Origin of the sequence: Frigoribacterium sp. 2-23 (genome assembly GCF_049601585.1) — a bacterium.
GTDB lineage: Bacteria > Actinomycetota > Actinomycetes > Actinomycetales > Microbacteriaceae > Frigoribacterium.
This window is the reverse complement of record NZ_CP187126.1, coordinates 254,449-281,016: the sequence shown is the minus strand read 5'-3', so window position 1 is coordinate 281,016 and position 26,568 is coordinate 254,449. Positions and strand designations below refer to the sequence as shown.

Annotated in this window: 24 protein-coding genes; 8 read left to right on the top strand and 16 right to left on the bottom strand. The window is 71.6% G+C overall.

Annotated elements, in window-relative coordinates; all coding sequences use genetic code 11:
* The first annotated feature begins 26 nt into the window (after window positions 1-26).
* Window positions 27-692, top strand: coding sequence for a DUF2625 family protein (locus tag ACPEEZ_RS01345; protein ID WP_423921726.1), 666 nt, complete (start codon window positions 27-29; stop codon window positions 690-692).
* Between the two features lie 21 nt (window positions 693-713).
* On the opposite strand, the gene ACPEEZ_RS01340 is transcribed toward ACPEEZ_RS01345, so the two are convergent.
* From ACPEEZ_RS01340 to ACPEEZ_RS01315, 6 genes are all read right to left on the bottom strand, one after another.
* Window positions 714-1,997, bottom strand: a complete 1,284-nt coding sequence (locus ACPEEZ_RS01340) for an alpha/beta hydrolase (protein WP_423921723.1) — start codon at window positions 1,995-1,997, stop codon at window positions 714-716.
* 575 nt (window positions 1,998-2,572) lie between these two features.
* Window positions 2,573-3,382, bottom strand: coding sequence for an ABC transporter ATP-binding protein (locus ACPEEZ_RS01335; RefSeq protein ID WP_423921720.1), 810 nt, complete (start codon window positions 3,380-3,382; stop codon window positions 2,573-2,575).
* Entirely contained in the window at window positions 3,379-4,491 is a 1,113-nt protein-coding gene (locus ACPEEZ_RS01330; protein ID WP_423921717.1) for a FecCD family ABC transporter permease, read from the bottom strand. The genes ACPEEZ_RS01335 and ACPEEZ_RS01330 overlap by 4 nt, the downstream gene beginning before the upstream one ends.
* Window positions 4,488-5,534, bottom strand: coding sequence for a FecCD family ABC transporter permease (locus ACPEEZ_RS01325; protein WP_423921715.1), 1,047 nt, complete (start codon window positions 5,532-5,534; stop codon window positions 4,488-4,490). The genes ACPEEZ_RS01330 and ACPEEZ_RS01325 overlap by 4 nt, the downstream gene beginning before the upstream one ends.
* Entirely contained in the window at window positions 5,531-6,556 is a 1,026-nt protein-coding gene (locus ACPEEZ_RS01320; protein WP_423921712.1) for an iron-siderophore ABC transporter substrate-binding protein, read from the bottom strand. The genes ACPEEZ_RS01325 and ACPEEZ_RS01320 overlap by 4 nt, the downstream gene beginning before the upstream one ends.
* 224 nt (window positions 6,557-6,780) lie before the next feature.
* Window positions 6,781-7,725 carry an AraC family transcriptional regulator gene (locus ACPEEZ_RS01315; protein WP_423921710.1) on the bottom strand — a complete coding sequence of 315 codons (945 nt, stop codon included), beginning with the start codon at window positions 7,723-7,725 and terminating at the stop codon, window positions 6,781-6,783.
* A 73-nt stretch (window positions 7,726-7,798) separates the two neighbouring features.
* Here ACPEEZ_RS01315 and ACPEEZ_RS01310 point away from each other — a divergent pair, with 73 nt between their 5' ends.
* Window positions 7,799-8,776: an SDR family NAD(P)-dependent oxidoreductase gene (locus ACPEEZ_RS01310; RefSeq protein WP_423921707.1), complete on the top strand. Its 978-nt coding sequence runs from the start codon at window positions 7,799-7,801 to the stop codon at window positions 8,774-8,776.
* Between the two features lie 145 nt (window positions 8,777-8,921).
* On the opposite strand, the gene ACPEEZ_RS01305 is transcribed toward ACPEEZ_RS01310, so the two are convergent.
* The 3 genes from ACPEEZ_RS01305 to ACPEEZ_RS01295 all read right to left on the bottom strand — a co-directional run bounded on the left by ACPEEZ_RS01305 (window position 8,922) and on the right by ACPEEZ_RS01295 (window position 10,615).
* Window positions 8,922-9,524 (bottom strand): HD domain-containing protein, encoded by a 603-nt coding sequence (locus ACPEEZ_RS01305; protein WP_423921704.1) that lies wholly within the window; start codon window positions 9,522-9,524, stop codon window positions 8,922-8,924.
* Between the two features lie 172 nt (window positions 9,525-9,696).
* Window positions 9,697-9,948, bottom strand: a complete 252-nt coding sequence (locus ACPEEZ_RS01300) for a hypothetical protein (protein ID WP_423921701.1) — start codon at window positions 9,946-9,948, stop codon at window positions 9,697-9,699.
* 82 nt (window positions 9,949-10,030) lie between these two features.
* Window positions 10,031-10,615 (bottom strand): TetR/AcrR family transcriptional regulator, encoded by a 585-nt coding sequence (locus tag ACPEEZ_RS01295; RefSeq protein WP_423921698.1) that lies wholly within the window; start codon window positions 10,613-10,615, stop codon window positions 10,031-10,033.
* Between the two features lie 51 nt (window positions 10,616-10,666).
* Between ACPEEZ_RS01295 and ACPEEZ_RS01290 the strand changes: the two genes are divergently transcribed.
* A complete protein-coding gene (locus tag ACPEEZ_RS01290) occupies window positions 10,667-11,143 on the top strand; it encodes a GNAT family N-acetyltransferase (RefSeq protein WP_423921695.1) in 477 nt (158 codons plus the stop codon).
* 130 nt (window positions 11,144-11,273) lie between these two features.
* On the opposite strand, the gene ACPEEZ_RS01285 is transcribed toward ACPEEZ_RS01290, so the two are convergent.
* From ACPEEZ_RS01285 to otnK, 5 genes are all read right to left on the bottom strand, one after another.
* Window positions 11,274-12,032, bottom strand: a complete 759-nt coding sequence (locus ACPEEZ_RS01285) for a DeoR/GlpR family DNA-binding transcription regulator (RefSeq protein WP_423921692.1) — start codon at window positions 12,030-12,032, stop codon at window positions 11,274-11,276.
* 151 nt (window positions 12,033-12,183) lie between these two features.
* Entirely contained in the window at window positions 12,184-13,074 is an 891-nt protein-coding gene (locus ACPEEZ_RS01280) for a phospholipase (RefSeq protein ID WP_423921690.1), read from the bottom strand.
* Between the two features lie 530 nt (window positions 13,075-13,604).
* Window positions 13,605-14,438 carry a DeoR/GlpR family DNA-binding transcription regulator gene (locus ACPEEZ_RS01275; protein WP_423921687.1) on the bottom strand — a complete coding sequence of 278 codons (834 nt, stop codon included), beginning with the start codon at window positions 14,436-14,438 and terminating at the stop codon, window positions 13,605-13,607.
* Between the two features lie 22 nt (window positions 14,439-14,460).
* Window positions 14,461-15,132, bottom strand: a complete 672-nt coding sequence (locus ACPEEZ_RS01270; protein WP_423921685.1) for a class II aldolase/adducin family protein — start codon at window positions 15,130-15,132, stop codon at window positions 14,461-14,463.
* A complete protein-coding gene (gene otnK, locus ACPEEZ_RS01265) occupies window positions 15,129-16,397 on the bottom strand; it encodes a 3-oxo-tetronate kinase (protein ID WP_423921682.1) in 1,269 nt (422 codons plus the stop codon). The genes ACPEEZ_RS01270 and otnK overlap by 4 nt, the downstream gene beginning before the upstream one ends.
* A 152-nt stretch (window positions 16,398-16,549) precedes the next feature.
* Here otnK and ACPEEZ_RS01260 point away from each other — a divergent pair, with 152 nt between their 5' ends.
* From ACPEEZ_RS01260 to ACPEEZ_RS01240, 5 genes are all read left to right on the top strand, one after another.
* Window positions 16,550-17,965: a homoserine dehydrogenase gene (locus tag ACPEEZ_RS01260; protein WP_423921679.1), complete on the top strand. Its 1,416-nt coding sequence runs from the start codon at window positions 16,550-16,552 to the stop codon at window positions 17,963-17,965.
* 124 nt (window positions 17,966-18,089) lie between these two features.
* Window positions 18,090-19,505 (top strand): SLC13 family permease, encoded by a 1,416-nt coding sequence (locus ACPEEZ_RS01255; protein ID WP_423921676.1) that lies wholly within the window; start codon window positions 18,090-18,092, stop codon window positions 19,503-19,505.
* A gap of 112 nt (window positions 19,506-19,617) precedes the next feature.
* Window positions 19,618-19,941 (top strand): hypothetical protein, encoded by a 324-nt coding sequence (locus ACPEEZ_RS01250; RefSeq protein ID WP_423921673.1) that lies wholly within the window; start codon window positions 19,618-19,620, stop codon window positions 19,939-19,941.
* 210 nt (window positions 19,942-20,151) lie between these two features.
* Window positions 20,152-22,905, top strand: a complete 2,754-nt coding sequence (locus ACPEEZ_RS01245) for an ATP-binding protein (RefSeq protein WP_423921670.1) — start codon at window positions 20,152-20,154, stop codon at window positions 22,903-22,905.
* Window positions 22,902-23,615, top strand: a complete 714-nt coding sequence (locus tag ACPEEZ_RS01240) for a response regulator (protein WP_423921668.1) — start codon at window positions 22,902-22,904, stop codon at window positions 23,613-23,615. Before ACPEEZ_RS01245 ends, ACPEEZ_RS01240 begins: the two co-directional genes overlap by 4 nt.
* Before the next feature lie 90 nt (window positions 23,616-23,705).
* Here the strand turns inward: ACPEEZ_RS01240 and kdpC are convergent, their stop codons facing one another.
* Window positions 23,706-24,311, bottom strand: a complete 606-nt coding sequence (kdpC, locus tag ACPEEZ_RS01235) for a K(+)-transporting ATPase subunit C (RefSeq protein WP_423921665.1) — start codon at window positions 24,309-24,311, stop codon at window positions 23,706-23,708.
* A gap of 91 nt (window positions 24,312-24,402) precedes the next feature.
* Entirely contained in the window at window positions 24,403-26,568 is a 2,166-nt protein-coding gene (kdpB, locus tag ACPEEZ_RS01230; RefSeq protein ID WP_423921663.1) for a potassium-transporting ATPase subunit KdpB, read from the bottom strand.

Sequence of the window (26,568 nt, the reverse complement as noted above, 5' to 3'; positions counted from 1 at the left end):
GGTCCGCGGTGACGCAGAATGAGCTCATGAGCCTCTCCCTCGACGACGCGTGGCCCGAGCTCTCCGAATTGATCGCCGCTTCGCCGCTCGACGCGGTCGTGGTTCCACCTCACGACGGCTCCGGCACGGCCACACGGCTGCGACTCGGGTCCCGTTTCTATCTGGGCGCTCTCGCGTCACACACCTCCGGGGTCCTCATCGACCAGGGCTGGCTGCGGCTGCTCGGGGGCAGCTCCTCCGTGCCCGGACTCCCCGGAATCGACGAGGCCACGGCCGACCAGCCGGGCCTGGTCGTGATCGCGTACGACGTGCTCGGCGGAGCCTTCGCGCTGGACGGCGGGTCGCTCGGCGCCGGCGACGGCTCGGTGCACCACTACTCGGTCATGTCCCTTGAGTGGGAGAACCTCGAGCTGGGCCATTCGGCTTTCGTGAGAGCGATGCTCGGCGGAGCGACCACACGCTTCTACGAATCGCTCCGGTGGCCCGGCTGGCAGGACGACGTCGCGGGGCTGGCCCCTACTCAGGGCCTGTCGCTCTACCCCTACCCGTTCACCGCCGAAGGCAAAGACCCTGCCTCCGTGAGCAGAGCGCCCGTGTCCTTCGCCGAGTTGATCGGCCTGCACAACGACATCGCCGGACAAGTCGGCCTCCCGGCACGCGTGCCCCTGCCCGCCCTGAAGGACCGCCCCTGAGCGACGACCCGCCCGCGCCTCCTACGCCTTCGCCAGGTGGGTCCGCTTCATGAACCACTCGACGCCCTCGGCCAGGCCGACGCCGGCCGTGTGCCAGTCGTGGCCGCTGTTCGCGAGGACCCGGCGCGTGACGTCGATGCCCGCGGCCTCGGCGGCGTCGGCCACGGTCGGCAGCACGGGTCCGTACCGGCTGTCGTCCGCGCCGGCCACGAAGAACGCGGCGGACGTCGCGTAGGGCGCGTTCTTCTTCAGGATGGCGACCGGCTGAGCCGCCTCGTACGCCGCCTCGTCGCCCGTGAAGCCTCGCTCGATGGTCTCCGCGCGGTCGTGCAGGATCGGACCGAGCTGACCCGACACGTCGATCAACGACCCGAACAGGTCGGGTCGCGACGCGCCGAGCTGCAGGGAGCAGGTCCCGCCCTGCGAGAACCCGCTGATCGCCCAGTTCCCGGGTCCGGCGGCCACGTGGAGGTGCTGGTCGATCCAGGCGGGGACGTCCTGGGTCAGATACGTCGCGCTGTTACCCAGCGGGCCGTCGACGCACATCGGGTTGTTCGTCGACATGGCGAGCTGATCGGGCATGACGACGATCGGCGCCAGGCCGTGATGGGCTTCGGCGAGCTCGTCGAGACGGGACGCCATGCGCCCGGCCTCGATGATGTTCGCCGGCGCCGCCCCGGGGCCCTGCCCCGAGAGCATCACGACGACGGGGAGGCGCGGGGCACCCTGGACGAGTGCGGCCGGCGGCAGGTAGACGATGGCCGGGCGGGCCTTGAACGACGACACCGTCCCGGGAATGTGCACGGAGCCGTACCGGCCGTGTTGCGGCATGTCGGCGGGAGGCGTCCAGTCGGTCGCGGTCGCCGTCCGGTCGGACGGCTGCGGATCGTCGGGCAGCGTCAGCGGCTGGACGTGCGACTCGCCCAGCGCATCGGCGAGCGTCGGGAACAGCCCGGCGTCGCGGTTGACGGCGAGCCCGGTCGACACGAGGGCGAGCGGCACGAGGGCGATGGCCACGACCCTCGTGACCCACCGGCCGCGGACGATACCGACGAGCGCGATGGCGATGAGTGCGCAGGCGGCGCTGGTCCAGATGCGGTCGACCCAGGTCGGCGCGACCTCGAGCAGGTTGAGGACGTCGCCGAGCCACCAGGAGAGGAACGCCCCGACTCCGACCCCGATGACGGCCGCGATGACGAGCGCCCTCCAGCGACGACGGACACGGAACGCGACGACGAGCGCGAGAACAGCGGTGAGCGCATAGACCGGGAGCAGGATCTGCGCGGAGAGGAGCGGGAGATTCACGTGTGGTTCCGTCACTGGCGGGGCTGGTGAAGACGGCTAGAGGCTACTGCCTCCACGTGACCATCCGGGGGAGGCTCTTGCGAAACACGTCGGACACTTGACGGCGAGTCCGGACCGGGCTCACAGACTCATTCTTTCGGCTGATGTGGACGGTCCGGCGAGGGTGCGACACTGTTCTTCACAAGGGGGGCGTGCCTATCGGGGCGCCTTGTCTGGTTCGATTTCCGGAGCCCTCCACTGTCCGCCCGTCTCATGGGCACGCAAGCCGCCGTCGCTCTCGGAGCACGGCGGCTTCGTTCGTTCCGGGGTCGCTCGCCCGCGCCCTCGCCCTCGCGAACGATGTGACCCGTTCAGCGCATGTTCGCGCGCAACATGCACCCGACGCGACACATCGTTACGACAGAGAGAACGAAGTGACCCGTTCGGCGCATGTTCGGGCGCTACATGCACCCGACGCGACACTTCGTTGAGACCAACAGAACGAAGTGACCCGTTCAGCGCATGTTCGCGCGCAACATGCACCCGACGCGACACATCGTTGCGAGGGCAAGCGGGAGGGGCAGGAGACGCCCGCGTCAGCGCTCCACGGCGACGTGGTGCCGGCCGAGCGGCAGCATCATCGGGGCGCCGGTCGTGGGGTCGACGATGACGCGGCTGTCGAGCCCGAAGACGGTGCGGACGCAGTCCTCGGTGAGCACCTCGTGCGGGCTGCCGACGGCGTGCACGCGGCCCTCGACGACGGCGACGAGGTGGTCTGCGTAGCGCGCCGCGAGGTTGAGGTCGTGCAGCACCATCACGATCGTGGTCCCTCGCGACCGGTTCAGGTCGGTGAGCAGATCGAGCACCTCGACCTGGTGGCTCACGTCGAGGAAGGTGGTCGGCTCGTCGAGCAGCAGCACGTCCGTCTCCTGTGCGAGGGCCATCGCGATCCAGACCCGCTGCCGCTGACCGCCCGAGAGCTCGTCGACGGGGCGGTCGGCGAGACCGGTCGTCTCGGTCGCCTCGAGGGCGGACGCGACGGTGAGGTCGTCGGCGGCCGTCCAGCGCGACAGGAGCCCCTGGTGCGGGTGCCGCCCGCGGCCGACCAGGTCGGCGACCGTGATGCCCTCGGGCGCGAGGGGCGACTGCGGCAGGAGCCCCAGCGTGCGGGCGAGCTGCCGGGCGGGCAGCCGGTGCACCTCGGCCCCGTCGAGCAAGACGCGCCCCGTGAGGGGCTTGAGCAACCGCGACATCGATCGCAGCAGGGTCGACTTGCCGCACGCGTTCGCGCCGACGATCGCCGTGATGCGGCCCGGTGGCACGACCAGGTCGAGGTCGTCGACGACGACGCGATCGCCGTAGCCGAGGGTGAGGTGCTCGATCTCGAGCGTGTGGTCACGGGTCACAACGAGCCTCCGGCGCGATTGGTGCGGACGAGCAGGTAGATCAGGTAGGGCGCCCCGAGTACGCCGGTGACGACACCGACCGGGAACTTCGTGCCGAGCGCGTACTGCCCGACGACGTCGGCGACGGAGACGAGCAGTGCGCCGACCAGGGCGGACGGCACGAGCGGCGAACCGTTCGGCCCGACGATGCGCGCGGCGATCGGCCCCGACAGGAAGGCCACGAACGCGATCGGCCCGCAGGCCGCCGTCGCGAACGAGATCAACCCGACGGCGGCGACGATCACGACGAGCCGGGTCCGGTCGACGCGCACGCCGAGGGCCGAGGCCGTGTCATCGCCGAGCTGGCTCACCGCGAGGTCGCGCGACCTCGACAGCAGCACGGGCGTGAGTACGACCAGGGCCACCAGCACGGGGCCGACCTGCGACCAACTCGTACCGTTGAGGCTGCCGGTGAGCCAGCGCGTGGCCTCCTGCAGGTCCCACTGCGAGGCGCCCGACAGCACGTAGGCCGTCAGGCTGTCGAGCATCGCGGCGACCCCGATGCCGATGAGCACGAGCCGGGTGCCGACGACTCCCCCGCGTCGGGACAGCAGGTACACGAGCACGGCGACGGCGAGCCCGGCGACGATCGCGAACGCCGACACCTGCGGGCCGGTGAGCGACAGGGTCACGATGGCGAAGGCGGCGGCCGCGCTCGCGCCCGAGCTGATGCCGATGATGTCGGGGCTCGCGAGCGGGTTCCGCAGCATGGTCTGGAACGTCACCCCGCCGAGTCCGAAGCACAGGCCCGCCGCGATGGCGAGCACGGCCCGGGGCAGACGCAACCGGCCCACCGTGAACGACGCGCCCGGCACCTCCTGACCCAGCACGACCCCGAGCACGTCGCCCGGCCCGTAGAACGTGCGGCCGATCATGAGGCTGAGCACGAACACGACGACCAGCACACCCACGAGCAGGCCGATGACGGTGCGTCGGCGCCGACCGCGATGCCGGCGCCCTCGGACGACCGCATCGACGATCGCGTCGACGCTCGTCGACGACGACGCCGACGCCGACGAGCCCGACGACGAGGAGGCACGGGTCGGGCCCCGCAGGTCCGTCCCGCTCACAGCGCGCGCATCTTCGAACGGCGGACGATCCAGATGAAGACGGGAGCTCCGATCAGCGCGGTGATGATGCCGACGTCGATCTCGGCGGGTCGTGCGACGACCCGGCCGACGATGTCGGAAGCGGTGAGCAGCACCGCGCCGCCCAGCGCCGAGAAGGGCAGCAGCCAGCGGTGATCGACCCCGGTGAGCAGGCGGCAGGCATGCGGCACGACGAGTCCGACGAAGCCGATGGGCCCGGTCAGTGCCGTGACGGCCCCGCAGAGCACGACGGCGCCGAGGGCGGCGGCACCGCGTGCCACGGCGACGCGTTCGCCGAGGCCCGCCGCGAGGTCGTCGCCGAGGGCGAGCGAGTTGAGCGCCTTGGCCGACAGCAGGCAGACGACGAAGCCGACGGCGAGAAACGGGAGCACCTGGCCGAGGCCCGAGAACGTGCCGCCGCCGACGCCGCCGATCTGCCAGGAGCGGATGTTGTCGGCGATGTTCACGCGGGGCAGGGCGACGGCCGTGATGAACGAGGCGAGGGCGGCCGACGTGGCGGCCCCCGCGAGGGCGAGCTTGAGGGGCGTCGCGCCGCCGCGGCCCAGCGAGCCGATCGTGTAGACGATCAGAGCGGTGACGGCCGCGCCGGCGATGGCGACCCAGACCTTGCTCGTCGCCGAGCTGAGTCCGAAGAACGCCAGCCCCGAGACGACCGCCAAGGAGGCACCGGCATTGACCCCGAGGATGCCCGGGTCGGCGAGGGGGTTGCGTGTCACGCCCTGCAGGACGGCGCCGGACACGGCGAGCGCCGCGCCCGCCACGACGGCGAGCAACGTACGCGGGACGCGCTTCGCGACGGACGCGCGGTCGAACCCGTCGGTGGCACCGCCGAGGGCGGCGAGCACGTCGCCGAGCGACACCACGCGGGTGCCGATGACGAGCGACAGGATCATGACGGCGACCAGCACACCCACCAGGGCGAGCAGCCACGCGGCACGGGACAGCCTCGGTCGGCGCCCGGAGGCGACGACCGAGGCGGACTCGATGGTGCGAAGCGAGGTCACGACGTCGCAGTGGCCTTGTCGATGAGGTCGGCGTAGTCGCCGACGATGGACGAGATCGACAGCGGTGTGGGGTTCGCCGAGGTGCCGATGGGCCCGTCGATCGGCAGCGCGACGATGGCACCGTTCTTGACGGCGGGCATCTGCGACAGGACCGGGTCGGCCTCGAGGGTGTCGACGAGTTCCTGGTCGCCGTACGTGACGATGATGTCGACGTCGTCGAACGTGTCGGCCGTCTCGGCGCTCTGGGTCAGCGAGAAGAGGTCGGTCTTGTCGGACGCGGTCTTGATGCTCGCGGGCTGCGACAGCCCGAGGTCGTCGAAGAACTGCACGCGGGTGTCGTGGGTCGTGTAGAAGCTGACCTCGCTGAGGTCGGACGTGTCGACGTGGGTGAGGAACATCGCGGTCTTGCCCTCGAACGACGGGTGCGCGGCGGCGATGTCGGCGATCTCGCCCTCGAGCTTCGAGATGAGCTGCTTCCCCTCGGCAGCCATGCCCATGCCCTCGGAGTTGAGCGTGATCATGTCGCGCCACGACGTGCCCCAGGCGGTCTCGGGGTAGGCGACGACGGGAGCGATCTGGCTCAGCGTGTCGTAGTCCTCCTGCGTCAGGCCCGAGTAGGCGGCGAGGATCACGTCGGGGTTCGTGTCGGCCACGGCCTCGAAGTCGATGCCGTCGGTCTCGTCGAACAGCACCGGCTTCTCGCCGCCGAGCTCGTCGAGCTTCTCGGAGACCCAGGGCAGGATGCCGTCGCCGTCGTCGTCGCCGAAGTCCGCACGCGCCATGCCGACGGGCACGACGCCCAACGCGAGCGGCACCTCCTGGTTGGCCCAGTTGACCGTCGCGACGCGCTCGGGCTTCGTGGTGATCTTCGTGGTGCCGAGGGCGTGCTCGATCGTGATCGGGCTGAAGTCGCCCGAGGCGGAGCCGCCGGTCGAGCCGGCGTCGGCCGAGCAGCCGACGAGGCCGAGGACGAGCGCCGCGCTGACGGCGAGCAACGCGGACGTGCGGGAGGTGCGGGACATGGGTTCCTCTCGGAGCGGGAAGGGACGCCGGGCATGGCGAAGCACCGCCTGTCGGAAGGGAGCGCGAACCGTGCACCGCATCGACGGAACACCCGGCGCTCTGCTGTGGGAAGCTCCGGGCGGGAGGGGTGATCGCCGTATTAGGCGTGCCTAACCTAACTTAAGAATCGGCTGTGGGGCAAGGCCGGGAGCGTGCGCTCCGCTCGTTCCGCCGCGCGTGCCGCCTAGCTCGCCGAGCGCGAGCGGAGGCGGTACTGCAGCGGCGACTCGCCGAGCTCGCGCTTGAACGCCGTGCTGAACGCGCTGTCGGAGCCGTAGCCGAGTCGCGTCGCGAGCTCGCCGACCCGCACCTGCGGGTCGCGCAGCGCCCGTTGCGCGAGCAGCATCCGCCAGCGCGACAGGTACGTCAGCGGCGGCATGCCCGCCACCGAGCGGAACCGCTCGGCGAAGCGGGTGCGGGACATCCCGGAGGCGCGGGCCAGGTCGACGAGGCCCCACGCCTCCCCGGGGCGGCCGTGGATGAGATGCAGCGCGGGAGCGAGCTCGTCGTCGGCGAGCAGTCGGAGCCAGCCGACGGGCGGACGCTCCTGCTCGAGGTGGGCACGCAGCACCTCGAGCAACAACAGCTGCCCGTGCTGGCGGAGCGCGAACGCCGACCCCGGGCGACCGCTCATCGCCTCGTCGAAGAGCCGCTCGACGAGGTCGCCCAATGGAGACGCGGACGGACGAGCCGCCCGCACGTGCACGACACCCGGCAGCGCCGCCCGGAGCAGCTCCATCGCCGATGGATCGACCTCGATCCAGCCGCCGACGAGCACGTCGTCGACCGCCCGATCAGCCGTGGCGACGGCCATCGAGTCGAAACTCGAGTCGGGCAGGTATTCGGTCGGCTCGCCCTCACCGGAGCCGCTTTGCACCTCGAGCCGGGTGCGGTGATTCAGCAGCGCGACGTCGCCGGGAGCCAGCGCGATCGGCCCTTGCGCGCCTCCGGGGCCGTCGACGGTGACCGTGGCCGACCCTGCCACGAGCGCGACGAGCTTGAGCGGGTGCCGGACGCTGCCGCGGCTGACCCAGGGCCCGCGCGCCGCGAAGCCGCCCGTCACCAGGCCGCGGACCTGCACCTGCTCGAGCACGTCGGAGAGGGCGTCGGTCTCGGTCATCGGGAGCATGCCCGTACTCTCGCGCAAGAAAAGCGAACGTGCAACCATTCCGCGTCCGCGATCGAGCACGCAGACTTCCGTCATGACCTCGGATCAAGTACCCCTGCACACTCCCTTCACCGCCGCGTCGACCGCCGCCGACGTGCTCTCCGGCGTCGACCTCACCGGCGCGAACGTCGTCGTCACGGGTGGTCACAGCCGCCTCGGGCACGAAGTCAGCCGGGCTCTGGCCGCCGCGGGCGCCTCCGTGATGGTCGCCTCGCGTGACACGTCGCGGGCCGCGTCCGCCGTGGCCGACATCCCCGGTGTCGCGGTCGAGCAGCTCGACCTCACCGACCCGCGGTCGATCGACGCCTTCGCCGCCCGCTGGCTCGAGTCCGGTCGGCCGCTGCACATCCTCGTGAACAGTGCCGCCGTGCTGTTCCACCCGACCCGGCAGCTCGACTCGCGCGGGCACGAGCTGGCCTTCTCGACGACGCACCTGGGGCATTTCCAGCTGACCCGCGCGCTGCTGCCGGCGCTGCGGGCCGCGAACGGGGCGCGCGTGCTCACCGTGACGTCGGGAGCCGCACGCTTCGGCCAGATCCACTGGGACGACCTCGACCTCGCCACCGGCTACGACCCGCGCGTCGCGTACGCCCAGTCGAAGCGCGCCAACACGCTGTTCACCGTGGAGCTCGACCGCCGCTACGCCGCCGACGGCATCCGGGCGTTCGCCGCACACCCCGGCGTCGTGATCGGCCCCGGCCCGCACGCCGAGGCACGCCTCGAGTCGTACCGCGCGCACGGCCTCGTCGACGAGAGCGGCGAGACCGTCATCGACCCCGCGACCGGCAAGAAGTCGATCGAGCAGGGTGCCGCGACGCTCGTGTTCGGCGCGGCCAGCCCGCTGCTCGACGGCATCGGCGGGGTCTACCTGAAGGACAGCGACGTCGCCGAGCTCGACGACACCGACTACCCGTTGACGGCCGACAGCATCCCGTCGATGGCGAACTCCGCGATGCTCGACGCCGACGACGCGCGGCGGCTGTGGGAGGTCAGCGAGCAGCTGACCGCCTGAGCCGGGGTGCCTGCGGGGGCCGGGCCGCGCCTCCTCGGGTGTCCTCGGGGGCGGGCCACGCCTCCTCCGGTGTCGGCGAACCTCGTTCTGATCAATGCACCTCGTTCTACTGAGGTGCGTTGATCAGAACGAGGTTCTGCCGCGGCTACAGCCGCTCGAGCGGGTTCGCCGCGAGCTTCGACACGACGCCGCCGTCGACGAGACGGCGGGCGGCGGTGGTCGGCTTGCGCGCGGCCTGATCGGTGACGCACGCGCCGAACTCGGCAGCCAGCGTGCCGCGGGGGTGGGCCGCGAGCACCTCGCGAAGGAACTCAGCGGGCAGGACGTCGGGCCGAGCTCCCGAGATGTCGAGCCCGGTGGCGATCTCGAGCAGGTGTCCCTCGACATCGAGGCGCGGATCGACCTCGGGCCAGTTGTGGCGGACGATGACGTCGAGGACGCGCTGGCGGCGGTCGGCAGGCCAGCCGGCTCCGGCGGTGAGGGCGACGGCGACGTGGCCGCCGGCGTGCTCGTACGAGATGGTGTGGTTGTCGTACTCGGTCACGGTGCCGATGTCGTGCAGCAGCGCGGCGACGTAGAGCAGCTCGCGGTCGACCTCGGCCAGCCCCTCGACCACGGCGAACGCCGACGCCCACAGCCACGAGCGCACCGCGTGAGCCGTGATCGCGGGCGACTGGTACTCGGTCGCCAGGGCGAGGGCGCCCCGGGCTGCGGCGGTGTCGGGCGTCGGGAAGTCGGCGATGCGCATGCCTCACTGTGGCATGCCGCCGCGGGTGTGTCGGCGGCTGCGGCGCGGCGGCAGGCGCAGGGGCGGAGCGCAAGTGCGGCGGACGGCCGCACCTCGTTCTGATCGACGCACCTCGGTAGAACGCGGTGCGTTGATCGGAACGAGGTGCGTTGCGGGGTCAGCGGCTGCGGGGTCAGCGGCTGCGACGCCGACGGAGCCGACCGGCCACGTAGTCCGCCGCGACGAAGACGCCGACGAGCACCGGCAGCGCCACCCAGAACGGGATGTCGGCCGCATCGACGGCCCACCAGAAGAGGGTTCCTCCGATCACGATGACGGCCAGGTTCGTCACCGTCCTCCGCCAGCCCGACCAGCGCCGCGCCTCCTCGACGTACGCGTGCTCGTCGACGGGGCGTGCCGCGAGTGCGTCGTGAGCGTTGGTCATGTCTCGAGTCTGCCAGACGCGGCCGTCGGGCGCGAGCTCGGGCCGCGAGCCGGGCCGGCTTCAGCCGCGAGCCGGCCCGACGTCAGCCCGCGAGGACGACGTCCAGCGTCACGGACACGGCGGCGATCTGCCGGGCGGGCGGCCAGCCGTCGGGGTCGCCCGCGCTCAACGACGAGACCCCCTCGACGGCGGCGGCGAGCGCGGAGGCCCGCTCGACGGCGACGGCTCTCGACACGGTCGAGGAGGCCATCAGGAGGCGCGTCAAACGTTCCGAGAACGCGCCGCTGTTGGCCGCATGCCGCGTCGCGAGTTCGGGGTCGGCGAGTGCGGCCGTCAAGAAGCCGACCCAGACCCGCGCCTCGTCGATGCGCTCCCGATCGGTGGGCAGGGCTCCGAGGACGATGGCGCGCACGGCCGCGCGGGGATCGGTCGCCTCCCGTTCGACGGCGTCGGCGCGCAGCTTGGTCCGCTCGTGCAGGACGTCTCGGGCGTGCAGCAGCAGCGCACGCTTGTCGGGGAAGGCGTGCAGGACGAGTCCCGTCGTGCAGCCCGCCCGCTCGGCGACGGCCCGCAGCGTCAGGCCGGTCGGGCCGCGATCGGCGAACGTCGCGAAGACGGCTTCCGAGAGTCGTGCCCGCTGAGCGTCGTCGTCTCGTTTCCGGGGCACGAGCCGACTGTAACATCTGTTACCGTAACGCTTGTTACCGAAAGGATGACCATGCCCTGGATCGTCACCCGCACCTCCTTCGACCACCCGGACGCCGCCATGCTCCGCGCCGCCCAGCGCCGTGAGTTGGACGCGCGGTACGGCTCGGACGACCACGAGCCCGGGACGCCGCCGTCCTCATCGGACGTCCCCGTCTTCCTGGTCGCCCGCGACGACACCGGGGTCGCGATCGTCTGCGGCGGCCTGCGCCCGTTACCCGACGAGCTGTTCGGCGAGCCGACGGCCGAGATCAAGCGGATGTACGCCGCACCCGCAGCCCGTGGAACGGGGGCGGCCGTCGCGGTCCTCCGTTCCCTCGAGGCGGCGGCCGTCGAGCTCGGTATCCGACGGGTCGTCCTCGAGACGGGCACGCTCCAGCCCGACGCGATGCGTTTCTACGCCCGCGAGGGCTACGAGCCGATCCCGCTGTTCGGCGCCTACGCGGGGTCGGACAACTCGGTGTGCTTCGCGCGGCGGCTCGACGACTGAGCCGGGCCGGGCCGGGCTGCGGCGGCGGTCACGTCCTGTCGCGTTCGCGACATCGTGTCGTGTCCGAACACGACACGACGCCGCGAACGCCACACGACACCCCGAGCACGAGGAGGCGCGGCGCACCCGGTCACGCGACCTGGACGTCGACCCCGGCCTCGCGCAACGCGTCCAGATCCGGTGCCGGCGCTGCATCGTCGGTGACGACGTGCGTGATCGCCTCGGTCGCCGCCGTGCGGACGGCCGTGCGCACGCCGATCTTCGTGTGATCAGCCAGGACGACGAGCTGATACGCGGCCGTCGCGATGACGCGGTCGACGTCGGCCACGGCGAGGCTCGGGGTCGACAGCCCGAAGTCGGCTGCGAGGCCGTTGCCCGACAAGAACGCGGTGTCGGCGTGCAGCCCGCGCAGCGCCTGGATCGCCGTCTCGCCCACGAGAGCCCGGATGGAGGCGCGGAGGGCTCCCCCGGTCACGATCACCTCGTTCTCGGGCGTCCCGACGAAGGCCTCGGCGACCGGCAGGGAGTTCGTGACCACGGTCAGACCGGAACGATCGCGCAGGTGCCCGGCCAGCGCCTCCGTCGTCGTCCCGGGGCCGATCACGAGCGTGTCGCCGTCGTTCACGAGGCGCGCGGCCATCCGGCCGATGCGCTGCTTCTCGGTGGCGGCGAGCTCGATCTTCTCCGTGTACGGCGACTCGCGCGACGAGCCGTGGGCGACGGCACCGCCGTGCGTCCGGGCGAGCAGCCCCATCGCGGCCAGCTGGTCGAGATCGCGGCGGACCGTGACCGTCGAGGTCGAGAGCCGCTCGGCCGCGGCCGTGATCGAGACCGCGCCGTCGCTCTGCAGCATCTCGAGGATGAGGTTCCGGCGCTGGGCTGCGATCACGCCGACCATCGTACGCAGCCCGCACGAGCAGGCCGAGTGCCCCCTTCGGGGCTCGGTCTGGGAAGCACGCCTCAACGAAGTGACCCGTCCGGCTGATGTTCACGGAGAACATCGACCGGACGGGTCACATCGTCGAGAGGAGAGGAAAGGATCAGTACCAGTTGACCGACTGCGAGTGCGACCAGGCGCCGCACGGGGTCCCGTAGCCGCGCTTGATGTAGTCGAGGCCCCACGCGACCTGCGTCGACGCGTTGTCCGCCCAGTCGGTGCCGAACGATGCCATCTTGCTGCCGGGCAATGCCTGCGGGATACCGGTGGCACCGCTGGCGTTGTAGGCCTTGTAGTTCCAGCCCGACTCCTTCTGCCAGAGGTTGACGAGGCAGCCGAACTGGTCGCTGCCCCAGCCGTACTTCGACGATGCGAGCTGCTGGGCGGTGGCCTTCGCGCCGGCCGGGGTGTTCGCGGCGGCCTTGGCGGCGGCGGCTTCGGCGGCTGCAGCCTCGGCGGCGGCCTGGGCTTCGGCAGCGGCCTGCGCGGCGGCGGCGCGATCGGCCTCGGCGGCCGCGGCCTGCACCGTCTGCGACGCGGTCACCGTGGCGGCGACGCGCGCATCGACGGTATCGGCGTCGAGCGTCTCGTAGTCGGCGAGCGCCGCGACCGAGGTCTGCAGCTCGCTGGCGTCGACCTTCTGGTGGTTCGCCTCGATCACCTGGGTGGCGATCGCGATCGTCGACTTGGCCTGGGCCTTCGCGAGGGACGCGGCGACCGCATCCTCCTGCGCCTTGATGTCGTCAGGACTCGAGGAGGCACTGGTCGCGCCGTCCGCCCCGCCGGTCGTCGTGTAGACGGCGAAGCCGGTGCCGACGATCAGGGCTGCGGCGGCGATCGACGAGATTGCGGCGACCTTGCGGCGCGCGGCCTTGCGGCGGAGGGCCGAGGCGGAGCGTCGCGTCGAGGGCGCACCCGTGGCGGGCGTCGTCGGGGCAGCGTCGGAGGTGGGGGCGGCGTCGGGCAGAGGGGTGCCGGGGGTGTCGTGGGTCATGCGGTCCTTTGATGGGCCGACCCGCGCCTCCGGACGTGGGGGATGGTGCTCTCGTCGGAGGACGCGCGCACGACGACGACCGCACGGCAGTGCGGTCTCGGCAGGCGCTGGGGGGTGCGTTCTGCCGGCGTGACGGGTCGGTGTCGGTGTTCGCTTCCGTAGAGTCGCCGGGAGCGTCCACCCGAGCGACCGATCGGGCCAAAGGATCACGGAGAACGCGACCATGGACGACCAGCGACCGGACCTGAGCCCGGGCGAAGCCGCAAGTATGCAGAAAAACCCTGGGCGGAACCACACAGAGTCCTGGCAGACCGATCTGTCTCGGGAGTCATCGATCAGGTCGGCGCATCCGCCCAGCGATGTATATCGGGTCGCCGCGGGGTGGATTCTTGCGTCGTGTGGGGTCCGCGACATGGTGTCGCGCCCGGGCGGCACACGACGTCGCGTTCGCGACACGAGAACACCACGAGGAGGCGCGGGTCGACCCTGAGGGGCCGGCTGCCGGCCTCCGGGTCGCACCGCGACGTCGGTCAGGCGCGGGCGGAGTCCGCCGTCGTCGCGGCCCCGCCGACAGCTGCGTCGGCGCTCGCCAGGACGAGCTCGACGCCGGTGTCGCGGAGCACGTCCGCCGCATCGGCCGGCAGGCCGGCGTCGGTGATGACCGTCTGCAGCTCGCTCAACCGCAACGCGCGGTACTTGCCGAAGCGCCCGTATTTCGAGCTGTCGGCGACGAGGACGGACCGCTCGGCGACCGCCAGCGCGGCCCGCTTCGGCTCGATCTTCGCCTCGACCGGGGTGGTGACGCCGTGCGCCAAATCCCACGAGCTGGACGAGATGAAGGCGAGATCGAGCGACAGCTCCGCCAACGTGAGACGCGTGAGCCGCCCCATCGTCGACTGGTTACCCCTGTCGACCCGCCCGCCGATCACGATCAGGTCGACCGACGGGTGATCGACGAAGGCCTGCACCGTCACCAGGTCGTTCGTGACGACGGTCAGGTCGGCGACGTCTTCGAGGTGGGGCCGCATCGCCTGCACCGTCGTCCCGGCGTCGAGGTAGACCGTCATGTGATCGCGAACCAATGCCGCCGCCTCGCGGGCGATGGCCTGCTTCTCGGCGACGTCGGACTCTTGCTTGACGGCACGCGTCGGCTCGACGATCAGTCGCGACGCGAGCATGGCACCACCCGGCGTGGCCCGCACCAGACCGTCGGTCTCGAGGGCGGCGATGTCGCGGCGAATGGTCATCTGACTCACGCCGATCAGTTCGGTGAGCTGCCGGAAGCTCAGCACGCGCTCGCGGAGCAGGTGCTCGAGGATGCTCTCACGGCGCTGTTCGGGGATCAGGGGGGTGGTCTGTGACACGACTCGGCCTCTCTCGCGACCGTCAGCCTAGTGTGGCCGGACCCGTCCAGGGCGTGCCCCAGGCGGTCGTGATCGCCATGACCTGATCGGCCGGGATGAGGCGCCGATCGGCGCCGCGGGTGAGCAGGGCGATGCGGCAACTCTCTTCGACCTCGACGGCCGCGATCACGGCTCCATCGAGATCGACGCCACTCGCCACGCTGCCATGGTTTGCCAGGAGAGCCGCCGTGAAGGGTAGAGAGCTGTCGATGACGACCGACCCGAGCGCCGACGACCCGGGAGCCACGAACGGCAGCAGCGGCACCTGGCCGACACGCATCAGCACATAGGGGGTGAGGGGCGGAACGGCGCTGTGCTCGGACCACGGCTCGAGGCACGCGAGGGCGACGGCCGATGGGGAGTGCACATGGACCACGGCCGCGTGGCCGGGGTTCTTCGCGTAGAGCGCGAGATGAAGGGCCACCTCTTTCGACGGACGGGGGCCGTCGACGAGCGTGCCGTCGAGCGTGAGCACCGAGATGTCGGCCGGTGTCAGGGCTCCTAATCGCGTGCCGGTGCCCGTCATCAGCAGGCGGTCGCCGTCGCGCACGCTGACGTTGCCCGAGTCGCCCGGGCTGAGCCCGGCCGCGACCAGCGCGCGCCCGGCTGCGATGAGGCGGTCGACGGCGGCGGCGCCGGCGCCGGCGGCGCTCACGAGATCACGCCCCAGGCGCTGGAGAACAGGTCGAGCGCGCCGAAGTTGCCGCTCTTGAGCACGATCGCGACGTCGCGCCCGGTGTCGGTCGTCGCCGCACTCCAGCAGACGCCCGGAGCGAGCGCGGGCCCGATCGTGAGCGCCGAGACGCCGAGCGCGGTGACGACCGCGCCACTCGTCTCACCGCCCGCCACGATGACCTGGTCGACCGCGGCACCGGGGTCGCCGGTCGTCACCAGGTCTCGGACGAGGCTCGACAGCACCCGTTCGACGGCATCGGCGGAGGCGGAGCCGTGACCGCCGGAGGGGTCGACGTCGGCGAGCTCGCCGACCGAGTAGACGACGGGCTCGGTGTCGGGGTCGAGACCACGCACCCAGGCGGCGAGGGCCGCCGCCTCGGCCTCGGGATCGGCGACGGCCGCCGACAGATCGACCTTGCGCGTCGGATGACTCGTCGCCGCGTCGGCGATCTGCGCCCGGGTCGCGGCCGAGGCCGACCCGCAGACCACGAGCCGGCGACCGGTGAACGTCGGGAAGGAGGCGGGGCCGGAGGTGACGTCGCCACCGTCTCGGGGAGTGCCCTCGAACCCGAGGGCGAGACCCGCGCCTCCGGACACGAGGCGGTGCGCGGCCGTGGCCCGCGCGATGGCGACGAGGTCGGAGTCGTCGATCGCGTCGACGACGAGATGACCGGGCTCGGCCCCGTCGAGCGCGACCCGGAGGGCGTCGACCCCGTGGCGGACGACCGACAGCGGGATCTCGGTGATCGGAGCCACGGTCTGCGGCGCGAGCAGGTCGCGCAGGCGGGATCGCGTCATCGGGGTGAGGGGGTGATGCCGCATCGACGAGTGCTCGAGCAGGTCGCCCCCGACGAAGAGATGACCCCGGTAGACGGTGCGACCGTTCGCGGGGAACGCCGGAACGACCACGGCACGGTCGACACCGAGCTGCTGCCGGACCGCATCGAGCACGGGACCGATGTTGCCGTCGTCGGTCGAGTCGAAGGTCGAGCAGTACTTGACGTAGAAGCGCTCGGCACCGACGGATCGCAACCAGGAGACGGCCGCGACGGACCGGGCGACGGCGTCGACGACCGGGGCGGTGCGGGTCTTGAGGGCGACGACTACGGCGTCGAGCCCCGAGAGCCGCGCGGCGTCGACGGGACGGTCTTCGATCACGACCGCGACCCGCAGGCCACGGCCGTGCAGCGCGGTGGCGAGGTCGGTCGCACCGGTGAAGTCGTCGGCGACGGCGCCTAACAGCATGGGGGCCCTTCTTCGTTCACATCGCCCGGTGGTCGTCCGGACGTGACCAGTCTATGTGATTATTTGGTGCGATGTTTGCAGATTTGGTAAATCTGGGTACGCTGGGCCTACCGCCTCGGGTGACGAGGCGCCACGAACGAACGGGAACAACGGTGATCCACTCGACATCGCGTCGCGCGACCCCCATCCGCATCCTCCTCACCGGGGCGAACGGCGGCTACGGGCGCACCCTCCTCGACCAGCTGCGTCGCCTGCCCGACATGACGGCGGTGCAGCTCGTCGACCCCGACGTCGACGGCGTCCGTCTCATGCTCGACGAACTCGGCGTGCCGGGCGACGAGATCGCCACCCCCACGACCTCCGACGAGACGGCCGCCGCCGTCGCCGACGGCCGTGTCGCCGTGATCGCCGACGGGGCCGCCGTCGACTGGTCCGGTATCGACGTCCTCGTCGAGGCCACCGGCCGCATCGACGCCGGCTTCGGGTACGCCGACAGGGCGCTCGACCACGGCGTGCACGTGGTCATGGTCAGCAAAGAGATCGAGTCGGTCGCCGGGGTCGCCCTCGGCGCCAAGGCGCGCGCGGCCGGCCTCCGTTACCTGCCGGGCGACGGAGACCAGCCCGCCAACCTGCTGCGCCTCGTCGACTGGGTGCTCCGGGTGGGCTTCGACATCGTCGCGCTCGGCAAGTCCGGCGAATACGACCTGGCGTTCGACCCGGCCACGGGCGTCGTCGACCAGAACGGCGTCACCTTCGAGGCCCCCGGGCTCGCCGACCTCCTCGAGCTCGGTGACGACGCCGTCGAGACCGTCCGGGCGCGTGCCGCTCAGGTGCGCGGCCTGAAGCGCGCCGCGGCCGCCGACTCGTGTGAGATGGCCGTGGTGTCGCTCTACACGGGCGCGCACGCCGACGTCGAGTCGATGCACTACCCGGTCGCCCGCCCCGACGAACTCGCCGACCTCTACGCGGCCCGTGACGACGGCGGTCTGATCGGCCGGCCCGGCAGCGTCGACGTCTTCTCCATGCTCCGTCTGCCGGGCGAGGCCAGCTTCGCCGGCGGCGTCTTCGTCGTCGTGCGCACCGGCGATCCCGTCACCTGGCAGACGCTCCGCGGCAAGGGTCACGTCATCAGCCGCGACGGTCGCTACGCCTGCATCTACTGGCCGTACCACTACATGGGCGTCGAGACGCCGCTCACCATCGCGGCGGCGGTCGACGACACGTCGCCGCTCGGCGAGGCGCGACAGCACACCGTGCTCGCCGCCCGTGCCGCGGTCGACCTCAGTGCAGGCACCTCGTTCCGCGTCGAGGGCCACCACCACGAGATCTCCGGGGTCGCGCCCGTCATCGTCGACCCGGCCGGGTCCGCTGCCGGGTCCGGCACGGAGTCCGACATCGAGCGCGACGGTGCCTCGTCGACCGAGGACGACATCGCCCCGTACTACCTGCTCAGCGGCGCGCGGCTCGTGTCCGACGTCCCCGCCGGCGAGCTGGTCCGCCTCTCCGACCTGGCCGATGCGCCCGAGGCGGCACTGGCCGCCTACCGGGCCGGGCTCGCGCTCGGATGACGACCCGTGCCTCCTCGGCTCCGGTTCCGCACCACCCGACCACACTTCCCTTCCGACTCAGGAGATCGACGACGATGACCCCTGCACAGCCCCAGCCCACGCCCGATCGCCGCGAGGTGACGTCGTGAGCGTCGAGATCATCGCCCTGATCGTGCTCGTGGCGGTCTTCGCCATCTCGGCGATCCGCAACATCCACATGGGCGCCCTGGCGCTCGTGGCCTCGCTGCTCGTCGGCGTGCTCGTCGTGGGCGAGAGCCTCGACGACGTGCTGGGCGGGTTCCCGGTCGACGCGCTGCTGATCCTGCTCGGCATCACGTATCTGTTCGGCATCGCGCGGCAGGTCGGCGTCATCGATTGGCTGGTCGACCGCTCGGTCGGGCTGATCGGCGACCGCGTCGCGCTGATCCCGTGGGCGATGTTCGTCATCGGCACGCTCGTGGCCTGCCTCGGCACGTCGCACGCCGCGTTCACCATCGTGCCGATCGCGATGAGCCTCGCGCACAAGCACCGCATCCACTCGACGATGATGGGCATCGTCATGAGCTCGGCCATCGTCGGCGGAGCCCTCGCGCCCACCAGCATCAACGGCATCACGGTGATGACGGTCGCGAACGCGTCGGGCATCCCCTACAACCCGGGGCTCATGTTCGGCCTGTCGGTCGGCATCAACACGCTCGTCGTGACGGTCGCCTTCTTCCTGTTCGGCGGTCGCGAGCTGATCGCCCGCACCCGGGCCGCCGGCCGTCCGGGCCTCGCGACGGCGGTCGCGACGACGGGTGGCGCACGGCCCGCCGACACTTCCGGAGGCACGGGTCGCGTCGACACCGCCGGCCGCGGCACCGAGGGCGTCACCGCGACGGCCGGCGGTGCCACCGCGGGCACCGCCGTGCTCACCGAGGCAGAGCAGACCGCATCGACGCGGCTCGGCGGGTACCAGCTGGCCGTGCTCGTGGCGATCCCGGTGCTGATCATCGGCTTCTTCACGATCACGCTGCTCGACATCGACCTGAACCTGGGAGCGGTGGCCCTGACCCTGGCCGTCCTGCTCGCCTTCATCAAGCCCGACGTGGGTCGCGCCGCGCTCGGTCGCGTCGACTGGAACACGATCCTGCTGCTCGGCGGCATCATCACCTACGTCGGTGTGCTCACCCGTCTCGGCGCCATCGACCAGCTCGGCGAGGTCGCCCGCTCGGTGTCGTCGCCGCTGCTCGCCGCCTTCGTCATCTGCGTCATCGCCGGGCTCGTGTCGGCCTTCGCGTCGACAATCGGAATCCTCGGAGCGCTCATCCCCCTCGCCGTGCCGCTGCTGCTGCCCGGCGGCGGACTCGAGATGACCGGCTTCATCTACGCCCTCGCGATCTCGGCCTCGCTGGTCGACTGCGCCCCGTTCGGCACGACGGGCGCGACGATCGTCGCCTCCGGCGTCGAAGACGAGCGCCCGCGGCTCTACAAGCACCTCACCGCCTGGGGCCTGTCGATGGTGGTCATCGGGCCGGTGGCCACGCTGCTGCTGTTCGTCGTGCCGTTCCTCTGGGGGTAGGCGCTGCTGCGCTCTGCTCGTCGAACGCCCCGCGGCGAGGCGAAACTCCGGCCACTCGGACCGCGCCGGCCGCGCGCGCCTAGGGTCGGACGCACGACCAGAGGAGTACCGCATGAGCGATCACGACCAGCGAGCCGTCGAGGAGGCCGCGCTCGAGACGCGCCGCGCGTCGACAGAGCCCGGCTCCGACAAGGCCGATGCCCACGCGGGCACCGACACGCAGGGCGACCCCGCCTCCGGCACCGACGTCACCCCGGACGGTGACGTGACGGAGGCGCTCGGCGGCGTCGCCTCGGGCGAGCAGGACTACGTCGCCGTGAACCCCGCCGGCGAGTCGGGCGACCCCACGGCCGGGCTGACCGCGGAGGACGAGGACGGGCGCGACGAGAGCGGGCCCGAGCCGGGCGCGCAGGTCGGCGGTAGCTCGGGGCGGTAGCTCGGCGCGGTAGCCGCTGCTGTTGGAGCAGTTGGGGCCGCACGCCGGCCCCGGACCCGCGCACGGAACCCGTGAGGATCGGTCCGTCACGCGTAAGGAAACCGTGAGTACCGCCGCCTGACTCCTCCCCAGGCGCAACACTGGGTCGACCCATGAACACTCGCCCCGCGACCGCTGCCGCGGCTCCGCCCGAGATGCGAAGCTGAGCGCATGAAACGAGGCCGCCTCCGAGTGCTGCTCGGCGCCGCACCCGGCGTCGGCAAGACCTACACGATGCTCGAAGAGGGCGCGCGCCTCGGCCGCGAGGGCAAGGACGTCGTGGTCGCGATCGTCGAGACGCACGGCCGCGCGGCGACCGCCTCGATGCTGCAGGGTCTCGAGGTCGTGCCCCGCGCCTCCTCGTCACATCGCGGTGTCGAGCTCGACGAGATGGACCTGGAGGCGGTGCTCGCCCGCCGGCCCGACGTCGCGTTGGTCGACGAGCTCGCGCATACGAACGCTCCGGGTTCGGCACACGAGAAGCGCTGGCAAGACGTGCAGACCCTGCTCGACGCCGGCATCTCTGTCATGTCGACCGTCAATGTGCAACACGTCGAGTCGCTCAACGACGTCGTCGAGAAGATCACAGGTGTGCCGCAGCGTGAGACGGTGCCCGACTCGGTGCTGCGGGCGGCCGATCAGATCGAGGTGGTCGACCTGGCACCGCAGGCGCTCCGCGATCGGCTCGCCGAGGGCAACGTGTACCCGGCCGAGCGGGTCGACGCAGCGCTGTCGAACTACTTCAGGCTCGGCAATCTGACGGCGCTCCGCGAGCTGGCGCTGCTCTGGTTGGCCGACGAGGTCGACAGCGCCCTCAACGCCTATCGCGACGAGCACGGCATCGACAGCGCGTGGGAGGCCCGCGAGCGCGTCGTCGTCGCCCTGACCGGCGGGCCCGAGGGCGAGACGCTGATCCGCCGCGGGGCCCGCATCGCCGCCCGCTCGGCCGGTGGCCAGGTGATCGCGGTGCACGTGACGACGCAGGACGGCCTCCGGCAGGGCACTCCCGGCGCCCTCGCCGTGCAGCGGACGCTCGTCGAGAAGCTCGGCGGCACGTATCACCAGACCGTCGGCGACGACGTGCCCGAGGCGCTGGTGCAGTTCGCGAAGTCGATGAACGCGACCCAGCTCGTGCTCGGGGTCAGCCGCCGCGGTCGGCTCGCGGCCGCACTCACCGGGCCGGGCATCGGGGCGACCGTCATCCGCGAGTCGGGTGCGATCGACGTGCACATCGTGACCCACACGGCCGCGGGCGGTCGGTTCACGTTGCCCCGGGTGGGCGGCTCGTTGTCGGTCAAACGACGCATCGCCGGGTTCGTGCTCGCTCTGACCGGCGGGCCACTGATGACGGCGCTGCTCGTCGCCCTGCGCAACGACGACACCATCGCGAGCGACGTGCTGGCCTTCCAGCTGCTCGTCGTCGTGGTCGCGCTGGTCGGCGGCATCTGGCCCGCCCTGTTCGCGGCCCTCCTGTCGGGGATCACGCTCGACTTCTTCTTCGTGCAGCCGTTCTACAGCGTCACGGTCGCGCAGCCGACCCACCTGATCGCGCTCGGGCTGTACGTCGCGAACGCCATGCTCGTCAGCTACGTCGTCGACCAGGCCGCGCGGCGGTCCCGGTCGGCGGCTCGGGCGCTGGCCGAGACCGAGCTGCTGACGACCGTGGCCGGGGGTGTACTGCGCGGGCAGGGTGCCCTGGAGGCCCTGATCCAGCAGGCGCGCGATGTCTTCGGACTGCACTCGGTACGGGTCGTGCAGGGCGGCGAGGTCGTCGCCGCGACGGGTGATCGCGACGAGGCGGGTACTCGCGACGAGGCGGGTGCTCGTGACGAGGCGGGTTCGAGTGGGGAGACCGGCGACTTCTCTGCGGCTCCTCCGGTTCGAACCGCAGGAGCGAAGGAGGTGCGGAGCACCCCTCCGGCGCCCGTCACCCGCGAGCCGGCCACCACCGCGGCGGTCGACCGCGAGCCGGCCACCCCCGCGCCCGCTACCCCGGCACCCACCACCGCTCTCCCCGTCACGACGCTCGCCGTCGGCCCCGACGCGCAGCTCGAGCTCGAGGGCAAGACGATCGGCGCCTCCGAGCGGCGTCTGCTCGGCGTCGTCGCCGCGCAGGTCGAGGCCGCCCTCGAGCACGGGCGGCTCAGCCGCACCGCCGACGAGGTCGCGCCGCTCGAGCAGGTCGACCGGATGCGCAGCGCGCTGCTCGCCGCCGTCGGGCACGACCTGCGACGTCCCCTCGCCGCAGCCACGACGGCGATCAGTGGTCTGCGGCAGCACGACGTCACGTGGACCGACGCCGACCGCGACGAACTCCTCGCCACCGCCTACGAGAGTCTCGAGTCGCTGACCGCTCTCGTCACGAACCTGCTCGACGTCAGCCGTGTCCAGGCGGGAGCCCTCGCCGTCTCGACCGCCGTCGTCGACCTCGACGACGTCGTCACGGCGGCGCTCGACGAGCTGTCCGTCGGCCCCGAGCGCGTCGACCTCGACCTCGTCGACGAGACTCCGGCCGTGCTCGCGGACGCCGTGCTGCTGCAACGCGTGGTCGTGAACCTGCTCGACAACGCCCTCAAGTACTCCCCCGCGGGCGGGCGGGTGCGCATCGCCACGAGCGAGTTCGCCGACCGGGTCGAGCTGCGTGTCGTCGACACCGGCCCGGGGGTGCCGGCCGATCGTCGCGACGAGGTGTTCGCCGCGTTCCAGCGGCTCGGCGACACCGACAACACCACGGGCCTCGGACTCGGGCTCGCCCTCAGTCGCGGGTTCGTCGAGGCGATGCAGGGCACCCTCGAGATGGACGACACCCCCGGTGGCGGGTTGACGACCGTGGTCTCGTTGCCGGCTGCTCCGGGGCGGGATCGACCCGCGCCTCCTGAGCTCGACCGCACGACCGACCGCCCAGCCCCCGAGGAGGCACCGTGAAGATCCTGATCGCGGACGACGACCCGCAGATCCTGCGCGCGCTGCGCGTCACGCTGGGGGCCCGCGGCTACGACATCGTCACGGCGGCCGACGGGCGCGAGGCGCTCGACCAGGCGATGACGCAGCACCCCGACCTCGTGATGCTCGACCTCGGCATGCCGCACCTCGACGGGCTCGACGTCATCGCGGGGTTGCGGGGCTGGACGCAGGTGCCGATCCTGGTCGTCTCGGGCCGCAGCGGAGCTGCCGACAAGGTCGACGCGCTCGACGCCGGGGCCGACGACTACGTCACGAAGCCCTTCGCGATGGAGGAGCTCCTCGCCCGCATCCGCGCCCTCACCCGCCGACTCGCGCCCGTCGACGAGGAGGCGCCGGTCACCCGATTCGGCGACGTCACTATCGACTTCGCGGCGAAGACGGTCACGAAGGCGGCCGCCACACCGACCGGCGTGCCCGAGACCGTGCGGCTCACCCCCACCGAATGGCGCATCGTCGAGGTGCTCGTGCAGAGCGCCGGGCGGCTGATCACGCGCGAGACGCTGCTCACGCAGGTGTGGGGTCCGACGCACACGCGCGACACCGGGTATCTGCGCCTGTACCTCGCGCAGCTGCGCAAGAAGCTCGAGCCGGTGCCGTCGCAGCCGCGCTACTTCGTCACCGAACTCGGCATGGGCTACCGCTTCGTGCCCGACGCCGACGCAGGCCGCTGACCGACGCGAAAGCGACAAACCGACGTGACTCATCACGTCGGTTTGTCGCTTTCGGGTCGGGAAGCCGTCGCGGCCGCCTCCGGCCAGGTCTCAGCTCCCGAGATCGGCGAGCGCGAGGTTCAACTCGAGCACGTTGACGGTCGGCTCCCCGAGGTAGCCGAGGTCGCGCCCCTGCGTGTGCCCCTCGACGAGTGCCCGGACCCGATCGACCGACAGATGCCGCGCCTCCGCGACGCGATCCACCTGCTCGAGCGCGTATTCGGGGCTGATGTGCGGGTCGAGGCCGGAGCCCGACGCGGTCAGCGCGTCGACCGGGACCGAGTCCGGCGCGACGCCGTCACGCGCGGCGATCGCGGAGCGACGCTCCTCGACGGCCTTGATCAGGTCGGCGTTCTCGGACCCGAGGTTGCTACCGCTCGACGCCGAGGCGTCGTAGCCGTCACCGGCCGCGGACGGACGCGACTGGAACCACTCGGGCAGCGCCTCCCCGTCCTTGTCCGTGAACGACTGCCCGATCAACGCCGACCCGACGGGGGCGCCGTCGTGCTGCACGACCGAGCCGTTCGCCTGCGCCGGTGCGACGAGCTGCGCGACCCCGGTGACGACCGCGGTGTAGACCGCCCCCAGCAGGAGCGTGAAGACGACCATCGCCCGCAGGGCGACGCCGTACTGGCGGATCAAGGAGCGGAGGTTCATGACTGTTCTTTCTGTGCGATTCGCACGATTCAGGAGGTGCGGTGAGGCTGAGGAGGGCGTGGCCCGGCCCGGTCGCGGCCCGGCCTCCGGGTCAGAACCCGGGCAACAGACTCACGACGAGGTCGATCAGCTTGATCCCGACGAACGGCGCCACGATCCCGCCGACCCCGTAGACGAGCAGGTTGCGCGACAGGATCGACGACGCCGAGGCCGCGCGGTACCGCACACCCCGCAGCGCGAGCGGGATCAGCACCACGATCACGAGCGCGTTGAAGATGATCGCCGACAGGATCGCCGAGGCGGGCGAGCTGAGCTGCATGACGTTGAGCAGCCCCAGCCCGGGGAAGACGCCGGCGAACATCGCGGGGATGATCGCGAAGTACTTCGCGACGTCGTTGGCGATCGAGAAGGTCGTGAGCGCTCCGCGGGTGATGAGCAGCTGCTTGCCGATGCGCACGATGTCGATCAGCTTCGTCGGGTCGCTGTCCAGGTCGACCATGTTGCCGGCCTCCTTCGCGGCCGACGTGCCGGTGTTCATCGCGACGCCGACGTCCGCCTGGGCGAGGGCCGGGGCGTCGTTCGTGCCGTCGCCGGTCATGGCGACGAGCGCGCCTCCCTCCTGTTCGCGACGGATGAGCGCGAGCTTGTCCTCCGGGGTCGCCTCGGCGAGGTAGTCGTCGACGCCGGCCTCGGCCGCGATGGCCTTGGCCGTCAGCGGGTTGTCACCCGTGATCATGACGGTGCGGATGCCCATGCTGCGCAACTCGGCGAACCGCTCGCGCAGGCCGGTCTTGACGACGTCCTTGAGGTAGACGACACCGAGCACCCGGGCCTCGCCGTCCGCCGTGACCGTCGCGACGACCAGGGGCGTGCCTCCTCGGTTCGAGATCTCGTCGATGCGCGTCTGCAGCTCGTCGTGTTCGGTCGAGGCGAGCCGGCGGTGCTCCTCCACCCACGCGATGACCGAGCTACCGGCACCCTTGCGGATCTGCGTGCCATCGGGCAGGTCGAGCCCGCTCATGCGCGTCTGCGCCGTGAACGGAACGATCTCGCCGCGGAGGTCGGTCGGCTGCTGCCATCCGGTCGTGAGCGCCAGGTCGACGATCGACTTGCCCTCGGGGGTCGGGTCGCTCAGCGACGAGGTCGCGGCCGCCGCGACGAGCTCGGTCTGCGCGACGCCGCCGAGGGGCGTGAACTCCGCCGCCTGACGGTTGCCGTACGTGATCGTGCCGGTCTTGTCGAGCAGCAGCGTGGTCACGTCGCCCGCGGCCTCGACGGCGCGACCCGACATCGCGAGCACGTTGCGCTGCACGAGACGGTCCATGCCGGCGATGCCGATGGCGCTGAGCAGGGCGCCGATCGTGGTCGGGATCAGACAGACGAGCAGCGCGATCAGCACGGGGACGCTCACCGATGCGTCGCTGTAGCTCGCGATCGGGTTCAGCGTCAGCGTCACGACGACGAAGACGATCGACAGGCTCGCGAGCAGGATGTTCAGCGCGATCTCGTTCGGTGTCTTCTGCCGGGCGGCGCCCTCGACGAGCCGGATCATCCGGTCGACGAACGTCTCGCCGGGCTTGCTCGTGATGCGCACGACGATGCGGTCGGACAGCACCCGCGTGCCGCCCGTGACGGCACTGCGGTCACCGCCGGACTCGCGGATCACCGGCGCCGACTCCCCCGTGATCGCCGACTCGTCGACCGAGGCGATGCCCCAGACGATGTCGCCGTCCCCGGGGATCAGCTCACCCGCGGTCACGACGACCGTGTCACCGAGCACGAGGTCGGCCGACGAGACCGACTCCGAGGAGGCGCGCTCGGCCGCCGCGTCCGAGGTCGCGTCGTACGACACCACGCGTCTCGCCGTCGTGCTCGTGCGCGTCTTGCGCAAGGTCTCGGCCTGGGCCTTGCCCCGCCCCTCGGCCACGGACTCGGCCAGGTTCGCGAACACGACCGTCAGCCACAGCCACACGGCGATGCCCCAGGTGAACGACCCGGGCACGGCCGAGCCACCCGAGGTCTGCGGCCCGGTGAAGAGGCCCACGATCGCGAGCAGCGTCGTGTACGCGGCGCCGACCTCGACGATGAACATGACCGGGTTGTGCCACATGTCGCGCGGGTTGAGCTTGCGCAGGGCTCCGGGAAGGGCCTGGACGAGCTGGGCGAGACCGAACGCGCTGCCGCGTCGGGGTTCGTGCGCGGGATCGGTCGACGACTCGTGCCGTTCCGAGCTCGGAGCATCGGTGAGTGTGGACAT

Coding starts and splice junctions, on each gene's coding strand:
- ACPEEZ_RS01310 (WP_423921707.1), top strand. CDS start 7,799: ATGACCTCGGATCAAGTACCCCTGCACACTCCCTTCACCGCCGCGTCG.
- ACPEEZ_RS01300 (WP_423921701.1), bottom strand. CDS start 9,948: ATGACCAACGCTCACGACGCACTCGCGGCACGCCCCGTCGACGAGCAC.
- ACPEEZ_RS01245 (WP_423921670.1), top strand. CDS start 20,152: ATGAAACGAGGCCGCCTCCGAGTGCTGCTCGGCGCCGCACCCGGCGTC.
- ACPEEZ_RS01280 (WP_423921690.1), bottom strand. CDS start 13,074: ATGACCCACGACACCCCCGGCACCCCTCTGCCCGACGCCGCCCCCACC.
- ACPEEZ_RS01320 (WP_423921712.1), bottom strand. CDS start 6,556: ATGTCCCGCACCTCCCGCACGTCCGCGTTGCTCGCCGTCAGCGCGGCG.
- ACPEEZ_RS01305 (WP_423921704.1), bottom strand. CDS start 9,524: ATGCGCATCGCCGACTTCCCGACGCCCGACACCGCCGCAGCCCGGGGC.
- ACPEEZ_RS01315 (WP_423921710.1), bottom strand. CDS start 7,725: ATGCTCCCGATGACCGAGACCGACGCCCTCTCCGACGTGCTCGAGCAG.
- ACPEEZ_RS01250 (WP_423921673.1), top strand. CDS start 19,618: ATGAGCGATCACGACCAGCGAGCCGTCGAGGAGGCCGCGCTCGAGACG.
- kdpC (WP_423921665.1), bottom strand. CDS start 24,311: ATGAACCTCCGCTCCTTGATCCGCCAGTACGGCGTCGCCCTGCGGGCG.
- kdpB (WP_423921663.1), bottom strand. CDS start 26,568: ATGTCCACACTCACCGATGCTCCGAGCTCGGAACGGCACGAGTCGTCG.
- otnK (WP_423921682.1), bottom strand. CDS start 16,397: ATGCTGTTAGGCGCCGTCGCCGACGACTTCACCGGTGCGACCGACCTC.
- ACPEEZ_RS01345 (WP_423921726.1), top strand. CDS start 27: ATGAGCCTCTCCCTCGACGACGCGTGGCCCGAGCTCTCCGAATTGATC.
- ACPEEZ_RS01290 (WP_423921695.1), top strand. CDS start 10,667: ATGCCCTGGATCGTCACCCGCACCTCCTTCGACCACCCGGACGCCGCC.